General features: G+C 42.9%; 10 protein-coding genes and 4 tRNA genes. All 14 read left to right on the plus strand.

From position 1 onward, the window contains the following. Positions 1-80: 80 nt before the first annotated feature. The 14 genes from FVR03_RS03940 (at position 81) to rpoC (ending at position 15,941) form a co-directional block, all read left to right on the plus strand. Positions 81-2,624, plus strand: coding sequence for a M1 family aminopeptidase (locus FVR03_RS03940; protein WP_147920471.1), 2,544 nt, complete (start codon positions 81-83; stop codon positions 2,622-2,624). A 154-nt stretch (positions 2,625-2,778) separates the two neighbouring features. Further along, positions 2,779-2,861: transfer RNA gene (locus FVR03_RS03945), tRNA-Tyr, on the plus strand. 38 nt (positions 2,862-2,899) lie between these two features. Then, positions 2,900-2,972 (plus strand) — tRNA-Gly (locus tag FVR03_RS03950). A 114-nt stretch (positions 2,973-3,086) separates the two neighbouring features. Continuing rightward, positions 3,087-3,158: transfer RNA gene (locus FVR03_RS03955), tRNA-Thr, on the plus strand. A 69-nt stretch (positions 3,159-3,227) separates the two neighbouring features. Further along, positions 3,228-4,415 (plus strand): elongation factor Tu, encoded by a 1,188-nt coding sequence (gene tuf / locus FVR03_RS03960; protein ID WP_147920472.1) that lies wholly within the window; start codon positions 3,228-3,230, stop codon positions 4,413-4,415. A 104-nt stretch (positions 4,416-4,519) separates the two neighbouring features. Further along, positions 4,520-4,592, plus strand: a tRNA-Trp gene (locus FVR03_RS03965). Positions 4,593-4,620: 28 nt separating this feature from the next. Continuing rightward, entirely contained in the window at positions 4,621-4,812 is a 192-nt protein-coding gene (secE, locus tag FVR03_RS03970; protein ID WP_147920473.1) for a preprotein translocase subunit SecE, read from the plus strand. A gap of 9 nt (positions 4,813-4,821) precedes the next feature. Further along, positions 4,822-5,379 (plus strand): transcription termination/antitermination protein NusG, encoded by a 558-nt coding sequence (gene nusG / locus FVR03_RS03975; protein WP_147920474.1) that lies wholly within the window; start codon positions 4,822-4,824, stop codon positions 5,377-5,379. Positions 5,380-5,392: 13 nt separating this feature from the next. Continuing rightward, positions 5,393-5,836, plus strand: a complete 444-nt coding sequence (gene rplK, locus FVR03_RS03980) for a 50S ribosomal protein L11 (protein ID WP_147920475.1) — start codon at positions 5,393-5,395, stop codon at positions 5,834-5,836. A 16-nt stretch (positions 5,837-5,852) separates the two neighbouring features. Then, a complete protein-coding gene (rplA, locus tag FVR03_RS03985; protein WP_147920476.1) occupies positions 5,853-6,545 on the plus strand; it encodes a 50S ribosomal protein L1 in 693 nt (230 codons plus the stop codon). Between the two features lie 4 nt (positions 6,546-6,549). Continuing rightward, complete coding sequence (gene rplJ / locus FVR03_RS03990; RefSeq protein WP_147920477.1) at positions 6,550-7,074, plus strand: 50S ribosomal protein L10; 525 nt, start codon at positions 6,550-6,552, stop codon at positions 7,072-7,074. Between the two features lie 42 nt (positions 7,075-7,116). Beyond that, positions 7,117-7,494, plus strand: coding sequence for a 50S ribosomal protein L7/L12 (rplL, locus tag FVR03_RS03995; protein WP_147920478.1), 378 nt, complete (start codon positions 7,117-7,119; stop codon positions 7,492-7,494). Between the two features lie 152 nt (positions 7,495-7,646). Next, on the plus strand, positions 7,647-11,525 hold the full coding sequence (gene rpoB, locus FVR03_RS04000; protein ID WP_147920479.1) for a DNA-directed RNA polymerase subunit beta: 3,879 nt from the start codon (positions 7,647-7,649) through the stop codon (positions 11,523-11,525). Positions 11,526-11,624: 99 nt separating this feature from the next. Beyond that, positions 11,625-15,941, plus strand: a complete 4,317-nt coding sequence (gene rpoC / locus FVR03_RS04005; RefSeq protein ID WP_147920480.1) for a DNA-directed RNA polymerase subunit beta' — start codon at positions 11,625-11,627, stop codon at positions 15,939-15,941. The last annotated feature ends 9 nt before the right edge of the window (positions 15,942-15,950 follow it).

Raw genomic sequence — 15,950 nt, forward strand, 5'->3', positions numbered from 1 at the left:
AAATCTGGTTTCGGAGCTTAAAGATAATTGAATTATCAGAGTATTTTCAGAAATTGAACCCAAAATTAAATCAATCCACTATGAATCATAGATTTTTGAGCACTGTTGGCCTGGCCGCAATGGTCGCTGTTTCGGCTGGATGCAGTAGCTCTAAAAGTGCAGTAAACACCTCTGAAAGCAGCTTAGTGATAACCGATACGGCTCCAGACACAGCATCTGTTCCTGTGTGGGCCCCCAAAAAGCACAGCTTTAACCCATCGCGTACCAGGCACCACGACCTGCTGCACACCAAGTTGCGCCTGCGCTTCGACTGGGAGAAGCAGCACGTGCTGGGTTTGGCCGAACTTACCCTGAAACCATATTTCTATCCACAGCAGCAGTTAGTGCTCGATGCCAAGGGCTTCGATATTCATAGCATCCACCTGATGAAAGGTTTTGACGGCACGCCGCTGAAGTATGCTTACGATGGCATGAAGCTTACTGTTGAGCTGGGCCGCACCTTTACCCGCGACGAAAAATATGTAATTGAAATTAATTATACGGCCAAGCCTAATGAACTGGCCGCTGGTGGGAGCGATGCCATTACCGACGATAAAGGGCTCTATTTCATAAACCCGCTTGGCACCGAACCAGACAAGCCGCGCCAGATCTGGACCCAGGGCGAAACGGAGGCCAGCTCTGCCTGGTTCCCAACTATCGATTCGCCAAACGAACGCATGACACAGGATGTGTACCTGACCGTAGAGAAAAATTTTACCACACTCTCGAACGGTACCTTTGTGTACTCCCGCCAAAACCCCGATGGTACCAAAACCGACTACTGGAAAATGGAGCAGCCGCACGCGCCTTACCTGGCCATGGTAGCTATAGGCGAGTTTGCAGTTGTAAAAGACAAATGGCGCGACAAAGAAGTTAACTATTATGTAGAGCCTGCCTATGCTCCAACTGCAAAAAAGATATTTGGGCATACCCCAGAAATGATGGAGTTCTTCTCGAAAAAGCTGGGAGTTGATTTTCCGTGGGCCAAGTATGCGCAGGTGGTGGTGCGGGACTTTGTATCAGGCGCCATGGAGAACACTACGGCATCGGTGTTTATGGAAGATCTGCAACTTACGGAGCGGGAACTGATAGATAAGAATTGGGACGGCATTATAGCCCATGAACTTTTTCACCAATGGTTCGGCGATTACGTTACCACCGAATCTTGGGCGAACCTGCCACTAAACGAATCTTTCGCAAATTATTCAGAGTTTCTGTGGTCGGAGCATAAATATGGAGCCGATGAAGCCGCTTATCTGCAGATGGAGGAACTGAGCCAGTACTTAGCAGAGGCAGAGACAAAACGTGAGCCTATGATCAGGTACCGCTATGGCAACCGCGAAGAAATGTTCGACAGCCACTCGTATGCCAAAGGCGGCCGCGTGCTGCACATGCTGCGGAAGTACGTAGGCGATGATGCCTTTTTTACCTCACTTAACCATTATCTTACCAAGCATAAGTTTTCGGATGTGGAGATAGCTGAACTACGCATGGCTTTCGAAGACGTGACAGGTGAAGATATGATGTGGTTTTTTGACCAGTGGTTTATGAACGCTGGCCACCCCGAGTTAAGAGTAACCCATACCTATGAAAACGGGCAGCTATCGCTGCAGGTGGAGCAGCAGCAGGATACCGTATATGCACCTGTTTACCGGTTGCCGCTTAAGGTTGGCGTATGGCTTAACGGCAAGCGCACCGATTATCCTATTGAAATTAGTAAAGCCATCCAGACATTTCAGTTCCCGGTGGCGGCCCAGCCACAGGCAGTGGTGTTCGATAGTGAGCAGCAACTACTTGGAACAATAGACCATGCAAAATCAGATGAGGAGCTAATCTATCAATACAGTAACGTGCCGGAAATGGGCGCCAGGTACGAGGCGCTGACAAAGCTGGAAGATAAGCTACAGAGTCCGGATGTTCGGAATGTGATGCAGGCAGCTTTAAAAGACGATTTTTGGTACATCAGAAGTTTAGCTGTTAATGCATTGGTAAGTTTAGAGGCAGAGGAAGCCGCAGCATACGCAAATGAAATTAAGCAGCTAGCCACTTCCGATAAAAAGAGTTCGGTTCGCGCCGATGCTATATTGGCGCTTGCAGCCTGGGGAGGCAAAGATCTGGTGCCGCTATATGAACAAGCCATGCAAGATAGCTCATACCAGGTAACAGCTGCCGGTATTTTAGGCTATGCCGGCACAGGAGCTGCCGATACAAAAATAAAACTGGCACACTTCGACAAAGAAAAGAATGAAGATGTGGTGCTTTCGTTGGCAGCCTATTATGCGGTGCAGGGAGGGATGGAGAAAAATGATTGGTTTGTGAGGCAGGTAAAACAGGCCCGGGGAAGCGGTCTGTACTACTTGTTGCAGAGTTATGGAGCCTTTTTAGCAGGAAACGAGCAGGCAAATACACCTGAAGCAATAAATTTATTAGGCGATTTAGCCATGAACCATAATTTGTACTATATACGGTTAGGTGCTTATCAGGCTTTGGGCGTAATGTCTGACCGTCAGGAGGTAAAGGAGCTACAGGAAAAAATAAAACAGAACGAAAAAGATGAGAGGCTGCTAAATTTGTACAGCAGGTAATGGGCAGGTTGAAAAAAAAATAAGTTTTTTTTACCCGAATAGTTGACTCTAAAATAAAAGTAGTTAATTTTGCATCTCCTTAGAACGAACAGCGGGAATGAAGCTGGGAAAACTAAGGAGATGTTCTGCTAAATTTTGTATTGAATTAGCAATTGGGGAGATTCCAGAGTGGCCAAATGGGACGGACTGTAACTCCGTTAGCGCGAGCTTTCGAAGGTTCGAATCCTTCTCTCCCCACATTTTGAAAGTCAGGTAATGGCTTGTTTGGTTTTGAAGCGGGAGTAGCTCAGTTGGTAGAGCGATAGCCTTCCAAGCTATAGGTCGCGAGTTCGAACCTCGTCTCCCGCTCAACTCAGGAAAGAATGACCGGTTGGATTTATGGAAATCAACGAAAAAGGAATTTCATGTAAATGGATTTCCTTTTTACTATAGGTTCGATTTGTATTTCTGCAGGAGTTGAAGGCCGACGTAGCTCAGGGGTAGAGTACTTCCTTGGTAAGGAAGGGGTCGTGGGTTCAATTCCCATCGTTGGCTCAAAGTCCGTTACGTGTACATTTAAAACACAAAACACTTAAACGTTTTAACCTTAATTTAAATCATACAATGGCTAAAGAAACATTTGACCGTTCCAAACCGCACGTAAATATCGGTACTATTGGTCACGTTGACCACGGCAAAACAACTTTGACTGCTGCCATTACTACAGTATTGGCTAAGAAAGGTCTGGCTACTCTACGTGACTTCTCTTCAATCGATAACGCTCCTGAAGAAAAAGAAAGAGGTATTACTATCAATACTTCACACGTAGAATATGCAACTGTAAACCGTCACTATGCACACGTTGACTGCCCTGGTCACGCTGACTACGTGAAAAACATGGTTACAGGTGCTGCTCAGATGGACGGTGCTATTCTTGTGGTTGCGGCTACAGATGGTCCTATGCCACAAACTCGTGAGCATATCCTTCTTGCTCGTCAGGTAGGTGTTCCTCAACTTGTTGTGTTCATGAACAAAGTGGACATGGTGGACGATCCAGAGCTTCTTGAGCTTGTTGAGATGGAAATCAGAGAACTGCTTTCTTTCTATGAGTTCGATGGTGATAACATTCCGGTTATTCAAGGTTCTGCTCTTGGTGGTCTGAACGGAGATGAGAAATGGGTGAAAACTATCGAAGAGCTGATGGATGCTGTTGATAGCTTCATTCCAATTCCTGCTCGTTTAACAGATCTTCCATTCCTGATGCCAGTAGAGGACGTGTTCTCAATCACAGGTCGTGGTACTGTTGCTACAGGCCGTATCGAGCGTGGCGTAATCAACTCTGGTGAGCCAGTTGAGATCCTGGGTATGGGTGCTGAGAACTTAAAGTCAACTGTTACAGGTGTTGAGATGTTCCGTAAGATTCTTGACAGAGGTGAAGCTGGTGACAACGTAGGTCTGTTACTTCGTGGTATTGAGAAATCTGATATCCGTCGTGGTATGGTAATCTGTAAGCCAGGTTCTGTTAAGCCACACGAAGAGTTCAAAGCAGAGGTTTACGTACTTTCCAAAGAAGAAGGTGGCCGTCACACGCCATTCTTTAACAAATACCGTCCTCAGTTCTACTTCAGAACAACAGACGTTACAGGTGAAATTATCCTTCCTGAAGGAGTAGAAATGGTTATGCCAGGTGACAACATCACTATTACTGTGAAGTTGATCAACAAAGTAGCCATGGAGAAAGGCTTACGTTTCGCTATCCGTGAGGGTGGTAGAACTGTAGGTGCCGGTCAGGTAACAGAAGTACTTGTTTAAATAAAATAAAACCCGTTCCTGAGATATTTTTTAGGAACGGGTTTGTTTTTTTAAATATTATAAATAACTTTGCACTCCATTTTAAAAGTGGCGTGCATTTTTTTACGGGTGTAGCTCAATTGGTAGAGTAGTGGTCTCCAAAACCATTGGCTGGGAGTTCGAGTCTCTCCACCCGTGCAACTTAAAATTTAGTAAATCGAAAGCGATGAGCAACATTAAAAGCTACCTAAGCGAAACAGTGGAGGAGATGAGGGATAAAGTCTCTTGGCCTTCTTATTCTGAGTTGCAGAATAGTTCTGTACTTGTTTTAATAGGCTCATTGATGTTTGCGCTCGTAGTTGGTGCTATAGATTTTGTTTTTGACGGCTCGCTGGAGTGGTTTTACAACCAATTTTAATAACAAGCTATGGCTGATTTAAAATGGTATGTAGTACGCGCGGTTAGTGGCCAGGAGAAGAAAGCGAAGGCTTACCTGGAGAATGAAATTATCAGGCAACACCTGGAAGAGTATGTGCCACAAGTTCTGATACCAGCAGAAAAGGTATACGAGATGCGTGGTGGTAAGAAACGGATAAGAGAAAGGAATTTCTTTCCAGGTTATGTTCTTGTGAATGCAGATTTATCTCATGGAGAGGCAGAACACATCATTATAAGTACACCAGGTGTTATTGGTTTTCTGGGTTCAAATGAAGGAGCTTTGAACAAAAAGCCGGTTCCATTGCGTCAGTCGGAGGTAAACAGGATTTTGGGTACCGTTGACGAGGCAGAAGAACAAACAGAAGTGCTGGATACGCCATTTATTGTAGGTGAACTAGTGAAGGTAATGGATGGTCCTTTCAGTGGTTTCTCAGGAACAGTAGAAGAGGTGTTTGAAGAGCGCAAAAAACTGAACGTGATGGTGAAGATCTTCGGACGTAATACTCCTGTTGAACTGAACTACATGCAAGTAGAAAAAGAATCGTAGTTTAATTTAAATAATGGCAAAGGAAATAAAAGGTTACCTGAAAATTCAGGTAAAGGGAGGTGCCGCGAACCCATCGCCACCGATTGGACCTGCACTTGGTTCTAAAGGTCTTAACATCATGGAATTCTGTAAGCAGTTTAACGCTAGAACCCAGGATAAGCCAGGACAAGTGTTACCAGTATTGATTACAATTTATGCAGACAAGTCCTTCGACTTCGTTATTAAAACGCCACCTGCACCTATATTGTTAATGGATGCTGCTAAAATTAAGGTAGGTTCAAAAGAGCCTAATCGTAACAAAGTAGGTTCAGTTACATGGGATCAGGTTAGAGAGATTGCAGAAATCAAAATGCCCGATTTAAATGCATTCAAACTGGACTCAGCCATGAAAATGGTAGCTGGTACAGCTCGTAGCATGGGTATCACTGTTTCTGGTAAGGCTCCTTGGAACGAATAATAACAGTTAAAGGATAATGGCGAAGATTTCAAAAAACAGGAAAGCAGCTTTAGCTAAGGCTGACTTAACAAAAGAGTATTCTTTAACAGATGCGGCTTCAGTTGTAAAGGATATCACTTTTACAAAATTTGATGCCTCTGTTGATATAGATGTACGCTTAGGCGTAGACCCCCGCAAAGCAGATCAAATGGTTCGAGGAATTGTTACACTTCCTCATGGTACTGGTAAAGAAGTTAAAGTACTTGCCTTGGTTACACCTGATAAAGAGCAGGAAGCTAAGGATGCAGGTGCTGACTTTGTAGGACTTGATGACTACATCCAGAAAATAGAAAAAGGTTGGACTGATGTAGATGTTATCATTACAATGCCAGCTGTTATGGCTAAAGTTGGTCGACTAGGTAGAATTTTAGGTCCCCGCAACCTGATGCCTAACCCTAAGTCTGGCACTGTAACCCAGGATGTTGCTAAAGCAGTGAAAGAAGTGAAAGCCGGTAAAATTGACTTTAAAGTTGATAAGACTGGTATTATTCACACAAGCGTTGGCAAAGTATCGTTTACGCCTGAACAACTTGCTGCAAATGCTGCTGAAGTGATCTCCACGCTTAACCGTTTGAAACCATCTTCAGCTAAGGGTACTTACATTAGAAGTATAACATTGTCTAGCACAATGAGCCCGGCTGTAATTGTTGACAAGAACGCAACTATCTAAGAACATGACCAGGGAAGAAAAAGAAATAATTGTACAGGATCTGAGCGAGAAGTTAGCGAACACTAACTATTTCTATATCACAGATGCTTCTACTATGTCAGTAGCTAGCACAAACCAGTTCAGAAGACTTGCTTTTGAAAGAGGATTGGAATACAAGGTTTACAAAAATTCTCTCATCAAGAAAGCATTAGATACTTTAGAAGCAGATACTTCATCTTTAGAAGGTGTGTTAAAAGGTTTTTCAGGTATCGTGTTTTCTACAGAAGCAGGAAATGCCCCAGCAAAGCTGATAAAAGACTTTAGAAAAAAAGGAAATCAGCTTCCATTGTTGAAGGGAGCCTACATCGATGCAGGAATTTATGTTGGAGATGACCAATTAGATGCTCTCACCAATGTTAAGTCTAAATTTGAACTCATTGGAGATGTTATCGGTTTACTTCAATCACCAGCTAAAAATGTTGTTTCAGCACTTCAAAGCGGTGGAAGCAAGTTGGCAGGTATACTGAAAACCTTATCAGAAAAAGAATAATTTAAAAACGTAATCAATAAGTAACTTTTAATTTCAATAAAAATGGCAGATTTAAAAGCATTCGCTGAGCAGTTAGTAAACTTAACTGTGAAAGAAGTTAATGAACTAGCTACAATCCTTAAGGACGAATACGGTATCGAGCCAGCTGCTGCTGCTCCAGTAATGGTTGCTGGTGGTGCTGCAGAAGGTGGAGCTGCTGTAGAAGAAAAAACTTCTTTTGACGTAATTCTTAAGTCAGCAGGTGCATCTAAACTAGCAGTTGTTAAACTGGTAAAAGAACTTACTGGTCTTGGTCTTAAAGAGGCGAAAGAACTGGTAGACGGCGCACCTAAAGCTTTAAAAGAAGGTGTTGCTAAGGACGAAGCAGAATCACTGAAAAAATCTTTGGAAGAAGCTGGTGCTGAAGTAGAGGTTAAATAATCTCACTGTATCAACATACCGAAAACAGGTAGACCTGGCAAGTTCGTCAGGTCTTTTCCTGTTTGTATATGGGTTCAATTTTTGAATCCTTTTTTTGCACATAATGTTTTAACATTTATGTGTCTAAGTCAAAATGTAAACGTTAAAATTCAATGTCTTTGGCTAAGAATAAAACGAAAGAGCGAATCAATTTTGCTTCTATAAAGCATGTTATCGACTATCCTGACTTTTTAGATGTTCAGCTTCAGTCATTTCAGGACTTTTTCCAGTTGGAGACTCCAGCTGAAAATAGAGCTCAGGAAGGTTTGTTCAAGGTGTTTGCTGAGAACTTTCCAATATCTGATTCAAGAGAAAACTTCGTTCTGGAGTTTATCGATTATCATATAGATCCTCCAAAGTACTCTGTTGATGAATGTATCGATAGAGGATTAACGTATTCTGTGCCACTCAAGGCTAAGCTTCGCCTTATCTGTAACGACGAAGATAATGAAGATTTTGAGACAATTGAGCAGGAAGTTTTCTTAGGGAATATCCCATATATGACTGAAAGAGGCTCATTTGTTATCAATGGAGCTGAGCGGGTAATTGTTTCTCAATTGCACAGATCACCGGGTGTATTCTTCGCACAAAGTAAGCATACAAACGGAACAAAACTATATTCTGCCAGAATAATTCCTTTTAAAGGTTCTTGGGTTGAATTTGCGACAGACGTAAATAACGTAATGTATGCCTATATCGACCGTAAGAAGAAATTCCCAGTTACTACTTTATTACGTGCTATCGGTTACGGAACAGATAAGGATATTCTCGATTTGTTTGGCCTTTCTGAAGAAATGCCTGCAACAAAGGAGAACCTCAAGAATGCTGCCGGTAGAAGACTTGCTGCAAGGGTTTTAAGAACCTGGACAGAAGACTTTGTAGATGAAGATACAGGTGAAGTTGTATCTATTGATAGAAATGAAGTGCTTTTAGAGCGGGACTCTGAAATTACTGCCGAAGATATCAATATCATTTTAGATTCAGGCGTTCAGTCAGTTATTCTGCACCGTGAAAATGTGAACATCGCGGATTATGCCATCATTTATAACACGCTTCAAAAAGATAATTCAAATTCTGAAAAGGAGGCAGTAGAGCAAATCTACCGTCAGCTTCGAAATACTGAAGCGCCTGATGAAGAAACAGCTCGTGATATTATACAGAAATTGTTCTTCTCAGACAAGCGTTACGATTTAGGTGAAGTTGGCCGTTATAGAATCAATAAGAAGCTAGGGTTAGATACCAATTGGGACGCAAAAGTACTGACAAACGAAGACATTGTTCTTATTGTTAAGTACCTGATTGGTCTGATCAACTCTAAAGCTGTTGTAGATGATATTGACCACTTAAGCAACCGCCGTGTAAGAACAGTAGGTGAGCAGCTTTACGCCCAGTTTGGCGTAGGTCTTGCCCGTATGGCTCGTACTATTAAGGAGCGTATGAACGTACGTGACAACGAAGACTTTAAACCAGTTGATTTGATCAATGCACGTACATTGTCTTCCGTGATCAACTCCTTCTTCGGTACAAACCAGCTTTCTCAATTCATGGACCAGACTAACCCTCTGGCAGAAGTAACACACAAACGTCGTGTTTCCGCTCTGGGGCCAGGTGGTCTTTCAAGAGAGCGTGCAGGTTTTGAGGTACGTGACGTTCATTATACTCACTATGGTCGCTTATGTACAATTGAAACACCAGAAGGACCAAACATCGGTTTGATCTCTTCATTGTGCGTGCACGCACGGGTAAACCACATGGGCTTTATCGAGACTCCTTACCGTAAGGTGGCAGAAGGTAAAGTTAATATAGATGGAACCGTAGAGTACCTTACTGCTGAAGAAGAGGATACGCACCATATTGCACAGGCAAATGCCATAATCGATGAGAATGGAAATTTTGTTAACGACAGAGTAAAAGGCCGTTTCGAAGGTGACTTCCCGGTTGAAGAGCCAAGCACATATTCTTATATGGATGTTGCGCCAAACCAGATTGTATCTGTGGCCGCTTCTCTGATACCATTCCTGGAACATGATGATGCAAACCGTGCCCTGATGGGATCTAACATGCAGCGCCAGGCAGTACCATTGCTGAAGCCTCAGGCTCCAATTGTTGGTACAGGTCTGGAAAGACGCTCAGCTATTGACTCAAGAGCATTGGTTATTGCAGAAGGTGATGGGATAATTGATTTTGTAGATTCTACTAAGATTGTAGTAAAGTACGATCTAACGGAAGAAGAGAAATTAGTTGCCTTTGATGCAGAGTACGTTACTTATAAACTGATCAAGTTCAGAAGAACTAACCAGGATACCTGTATTAACCTTACTCCAATTGTCTACACTGGCCAGCGTGTAACTAAAGGACAACCACTGTGTGAGGGCTACGCCACAAATAATGGTGAATTGGCATTAGGAAGAAACTTGCAGGTTGCTTTTATGCCGTGGCAAGGTTACAATTTTGAGGATGCTATTGTAATTTCAGAAAAAGTTGTACGTGATGATGTGTTCACCTCCATTCACATTGAGGAGTTTGAGTTGGAAGTTCGTGAAACGAAACGTGGTGAAGAAGAACTTACTTCTGAAATACCCAACGTAAGCGAGGAAGCAGTACGAAACCTGGATGAGAATGGTATCATCAGAATTGGTGCTGAAGTAACCGAAGGCGATATTCTAATTGGTAAGATTACTCCTAAAGGTGAGACTGATCCAACGCCAGAGGAAAAATTACTTCGCGCAATATTCGGTGACAAAGCAGGTGATGTGAAAGATGCCTCTCTTAAGGCGCCGCCATCACTTAACGGAGTTGTTATTGAAACAAAACTTTTCTCAAGACCTAAGAAAGATAAGAACCTCCGGGCTAAATCTAAGAAAGAGGTTGAAGAGCTGAAAGTAAAATATTCAAAGGATTTAACAGCTATCAAAAATGTGATGGTTGACAAGTTAGTGGCTTTACTAGAAGGTAAAACAACTAATGGCATCAAGCACAAGTTTGGTGATGAAATTCTTACGAAGGGCTCAAAATTCTCTAGAAAAAATATTATAGAGGCTCTCTTCCCTGAAAAGAACCCATACAAGGATGAAAGCAATTATGCTGTTCCGGAAGAGGTTAACATGTTCAAGGACTTAATTCTGGAGAATTGGACAGAGGATGAGAAAGCAAACAATATGCTGGTGGAACTTGTTAAAAATTATAACAAGCGTCGCAACATCACCTCTGCACATTTCAAGCGTGAGCGTTTCACATTAGAAGTTGGAGACGAATTACCTGCTGGTATCGTGCAGTTGGCCAAAGTATACATCGCTAAAAAGCGTAAGCTGAAGGTAGGTGATAAGATGGCTGGCCGACATGGTAACAAAGGTGTAGTAGCCAGAATTGTGCGTGAGGAAGACATGCCGTTCTTGGAGACTGGTGAGCCAATGGATATAGTCCTTAACCCATTAGGTGTACCTTCCAGGATGAACATCGGTCAGATTTACGAAACGGTACTAGGATGGGCAGGAAAGAAATTAGGTAGAACATATGCTACTCCAATTTTTGACGGCGCTACAGAGGAGCAGGTTTCGGCAGAATTAGCTGAGGCTGGTCTGCCACACTTCGGACGCTCTTACCTGTTTGATGGTTTATCTGGTGATCGTTTTGACCAGCCTGTTACAGTAGGTGTAATTTACATGCTGAAACTAGGACACTTGGTAGATGATAAGATGCACGCTCGTTCTATCGGACCATACTCCCTCATCACGCAGCAGCCACTTGGTGGTAAAGCGCAGTTTGGTGGTCAGCGTTTCGGTGAAATGGAAGTGTGGGCACTTGAGGCATTCGGTGCATCAAATGTTCTTCAGGAAATCCTAACTGTTAAATCGGATGATGTGATTGGTCGTGCGAAAGCATATGAGGCCATTGTGAAGGGTGATGTTCTGCCTAAACCAAATATACCGGAATCATTTAATGTATTGATTCATGAGTTAAGGGGTCTGGCATTAGAAATCACATTGGAATAAAAAGATGCACTAAGCGCTGCGGCAAATGCCAAAGCGCTTCGTGCACTTTATACTGTAGAGCTGTGTAGCATATCATTGTATCGACATTATTATAATAATATGGCATTTGCAAAAAATAAAAAATTAACTCAGGACTTCTCGAAAGTAACGATAAGCTTAGCTTCACCAGAGTCGATTCTGGAACGTTCTAACGGAGAGGTAACAAAGCCTGAGACCATCAACTATAGAACCTACAAGCCTGAGATGGGTGGATTATTCTGCGAAAGAATATTCGGACCAGTAAAGGACTGGGAATGCCACTGCGGAAAGTACAAAAGGATCAGATACAAAGGCATTATCTGCGACCGTTGCGGTGTAGAGGTGACTGAGAAGAAAGTTCGTCGAGAGCGCATGGGCCACATAGAGCTTGTTGTGCCTGTAGCGCATATCTGGTATTTTAAATCTCTACCAAATAAAATTGGTTATCTATTAGGCTTGCCAACTAAAAAGCTTGATCAGATAATTTACTATGAGAGATATGTAGTTATTCAACCAGGTATTCTGGCAGAAGATGGAGTTAATTTACTTGACTTCCTGACAGAAGATGAATACTTGGATATGATTGACAAGCTTCCCCGCGAGAACCAAATTCTGGATAATAATGATCCGAATAAGTTCATCGCTAAAATGGGAGCTGAAGCATTGCAGATGTTATTGGAGCGTACGAACCTGGATGACTTATCATACGAGCTTCGTCACGCAGCAGCACACGAAACATCGCAGCAACGTAAGGCAGAAGCCTTAAAGCGCCTTAGAGTAGTGGAAGCATTCCGGGATGCAACAACACGTATCGAAAACAGGCCTGAGTGGATGATCATCCGCATGGTTCCTGTTATACCGCCAGAATTACGCCCACTTGTTCCTTTAGATGGTGGTCGTTTTGCGACTTCCGACTTGAATGACCTTTACCGACGAGTTATCATTCGTAACAACCGTCTGAAGCGTTTGATCGAAATTAAAGCACCTGAAGTTATCCTTCGTAATGAGAAGCGTATGCTGCAGGAAGCAGTTGACTCATTGTTCGACAACTCACGTAAAGTGAATGCTGTTCGTGCAGAAGGAAACCGCGCACTGAAATCTCTTTCTGATATGCTGAAGGGTAAGCAAGGTCGTTTCCGTCAGAACTTACTTGGAAAGCGTGTTGACTATTCTGGTCGTTCAGTAATTGTTGTTGGTCCTGAACTTAAGCTTCATGAGTGTGGTCTGCCAAAAAATATGGCAGCTGAACTTTTCAAGCCGTTCATCATCCGAAAGCTGATTGAAAGGGGAATTGTAAAAACAGTAAAGTCTGCTAAGAAGATAGTAGATCGTAAAGATCCTGTTGTTTGGGATATTCTGGAGAATGTGCTGAAAGGCCATCCAGTGCTCCTTAACCGTGCCCCTACACTCCACAGATTAGGTATTCAGGCATTCCAGCCAAAACTAATCGAAGGTAAAGCGATTCAGCTCCACCCATTGGTGTGTACAGCATTTAACGCTGACTTTGACGGTGACCAGATGGCAGTGCATGTTCCACTTGGACCTGCTGCTGTACTGGAAGCGTCTATGCTCATGCTTGCCTCACATAACATCCTGAACCCTGCGAACGGTGCTCCTATTGCAGTACCTTCTCAGGACATGGTACTTGGTCTATACTATGTTTCTAAAGGAAAGCGTAGTACAGAACACGAGAAAATTGCTGGTGAAGGCATGAGTTTTTACTCAGCTGAGGAAGTAATTATTGCTATAAATGAAGGCAGACTTTCTAAACAAGCCTACATTAAAGTAAGAACAAAAGTTAAAGATGAAAAAGGCGAGTTAGTGACTAAGTCAATTGAGACAGTTGCTGGTCGTGTTATCTTTAACCAGTTTGTGCCTGAAGAAGTAGGTTTCGTAGACGAACTGCTTACTAAGAAGAAATTACAGCAGATTATCTCCAGAGTGTTCAAGGAAACAGGCATGGCCCGCACAGCTCACTTCCTGGATGATATTAAAACGTTAGGTTTCCAGTCGGCTTACAAAGGCGGTTTGTCCATGGGACTTGGCGATATCCAGATTCCTGCTGAAAAAGATAAATTAGTTAATCAGGCTAAAAAAGAAGTAGATGCTGTTTGGGCTAACTACTCTATGGGTCTGATTACAGATAATGAGCGTTACAATCAGGTAATTGATATCTGGACTCGTATCAACAACCAGATTACGGAAACGTTGATGCGTCGTCTCGAAAATGATGACCAAGGTTTCAACTCCATCTTTATGATGATGCACTCCGGCGCACGTGGTTCTAGAGAGCAGATTCGTCAGTTAGGTGGTATGAGAGGTCTGATGGCTAAGCCACAGAAATCGCTTCAAGGTTCAGTAGGTGAAATTATCGAAAACCCTATTCTATCTAACTTTAAGGAAGGTCTGGATGTAATCGAGTATTTCATCTCTACACACGGTGCACGTAAAGGTCTGGCAGATACAGCTCTTAAAACAGCGGATGCTGGTTACTTGACACGTCGTCTGGTAGATGTATCGCAAGACGTAATTGTGAATGAGGAAGATTGCGGTACTCTGAGAGGTCTGGAAGTAAGCGCACTGAAAGACAATGAAGATATTGTTGAATCATTATCTGAGCGTATCCTTGGTCGTGTAACCGTTCACGATGTATATGATCCGATCACAAACGATTTAATTGTTGAATCAGGCTCTGAAGTAACAGAAGAAGTTGCACGTGCGATTGAGAACACTGCGATTGAAACTGTAGAGATACGTTCAGTACTTACTTGTGAATCTAAGCGTGGTATTTGTGCTAAGTGCTATGGCCGTAACCTGGCGACAGGCTTTATGGTGCAGAAAGGCGAGGCAGTTGGTGTAATTGCTGCACAGTCTATTGGTGAGCCAGGTACTCAGCTAACTCTGCGTACATTCCACGTAGGTGGTACTGCGTCAAACATTGCAGTAGATGCTACAATCAAAGCTAAATTTGCTGGTAAAATTGAGTTTGAAGATGTTCGTACAATCGATACGATCAACAACGAAGGAGATTCTGTGAAAGTGGTGATGGGCCGTTCTGGTGAAGTTAAGATTGTTGATCCGACTACTGGAAAACTGTTCATCAGCAACCACGTGCCCTATGGTTCATTTATAGTGGTGAACGATGGCCAGATGGTAGAGAAAGGTGATCAGATTTGTAGCTGGGATCCTTATAATGCTGTTATCCTTTCAGAGTTTGACGGTGTTATCACTTATGAGTCCATTATTGAAGGTATTACTTATCGTGAGGAATCAGATGAGCAGACAGGATATCGCGAAAAGGTAATTGTTGATACCAAAGACAAAACCCAAAACCCTGCTATCATTGTTAATCCTGCAAACGGAGAGGCTAAAGGATACAACATACCGGTAGGCGCTCACTTAACAGTTGAAGACGGTGAGAAAATAAAAGCAGGTCAGATTCTTGTTAAAATTCCCCGTGCGATTGGTAAAACAAGAGACATCACTGGTGGTCTGCCTCGTGTGACGGAACTATTTGAAGCTCGTAATCCTTCTAACCCGGCTGTTGTTTCTGAGATAGACGGTGTGGTAACCTACGGAAGTGTGAAAAGAGGTAACCGTGAAATTTATATTGAATCGAAAGATGGTGTGAAGAAGAAGTACATGGTGCCTTTGTCGAAGCATATCCTGGTTCAGGATAATGACTTTATCCGTGCTGGTATGCCATTATCAGATGGTGCTATTACTCCTAATGATATACTCAGTATTCAGGGACCAGGGGCTGTACAGGAATATCTTGTAAATGAGATTCAGGAAGTATACCGCTTGCAAGGGGTTAAGATTAACGATAAGCACATTGAGGTCGTAGTACGCCAAATGATGCAGAAGGTGGTAGTATTGGAGGCTGGAGACACTAGCTTCCTGGAGCACCAAGTAGTGGACAAAATTACATTCATGGAAGAAAATGATAGAATCATTGACATGAAAGTAGTTGAAGATGCTGGTGATTCTCCAAATCTTAAACCTGGCCAAATTGTTTCGGCCAGGAGACTACGTGATGAAAATTCCAGCTTGAAACGCAGGGATTTGAAACTGGTAACGGTAAGAGATGCTCAACCATCTGTATCTAGACCAACACTACAAGGTATTACACAAGCGTCATTAGGTACACAAAGCTTTATTTCTGCAGCGTCTTTCCAGGAAACAACGAAGGTGCTTAGCGAAGCTGCCATTAAGGGAAAAGCAGATGAACTATTAGGTCTGAAAGAGAACGTAATAGTTGGACATCTGATACCAGCTGGTACAGGTCTGCGTGAATATCAAAGACTGATAGTTGGAAATAATGACGAGTATGAATCATTAGTAGAATCAAAAAAGTCCGCCTCTCGCTCTAAACAGCAGGAACTACAAAATAGATAAGCAAGCAGC

The organism is Pontibacter qinzhouensis, assembly GCF_008017455.1.
Lineage (GTDB): Bacteria > Bacteroidota > Bacteroidia > Cytophagales > Hymenobacteraceae > Pontibacter > Pontibacter qinzhouensis.

Bases quoted from the DNA above. Each gene is read 5' to 3' on its own strand.
- FVR03_RS03940 (WP_147920471.1), top strand. From the start codon at position 81: ATGAATCATAGATTTTTGAGCACTGTTGGCCTGGCCGCAATGGTCGCT.
- tuf (WP_147920472.1), top strand. From the start codon at position 3,228: ATGGCTAAAGAAACATTTGACCGTTCCAAACCGCACGTAAATATCGGT.
- secE (WP_147920473.1), top strand. From the start codon at position 4,621: ATGAGCAACATTAAAAGCTACCTAAGCGAAACAGTGGAGGAGATGAGG.
- nusG (WP_147920474.1), top strand. From the start codon at position 4,822: ATGGCTGATTTAAAATGGTATGTAGTACGCGCGGTTAGTGGCCAGGAG.
- rplK (WP_147920475.1), top strand. From the start codon at position 5,393: ATGGCAAAGGAAATAAAAGGTTACCTGAAAATTCAGGTAAAGGGAGGT.
- rplA (WP_147920476.1), top strand. From the start codon at position 5,853: ATGGCGAAGATTTCAAAAAACAGGAAAGCAGCTTTAGCTAAGGCTGAC.
- rplJ (WP_147920477.1), top strand. From the start codon at position 6,550: ATGACCAGGGAAGAAAAAGAAATAATTGTACAGGATCTGAGCGAGAAG.
- rplL (WP_147920478.1), top strand. From the start codon at position 7,117: ATGGCAGATTTAAAAGCATTCGCTGAGCAGTTAGTAAACTTAACTGTG.
- rpoB (WP_147920479.1), top strand. From the start codon at position 7,647: ATGTCTTTGGCTAAGAATAAAACGAAAGAGCGAATCAATTTTGCTTCT.
- rpoC (WP_147920480.1), top strand. From the start codon at position 11,625: ATGGCATTTGCAAAAAATAAAAAATTAACTCAGGACTTCTCGAAAGTA.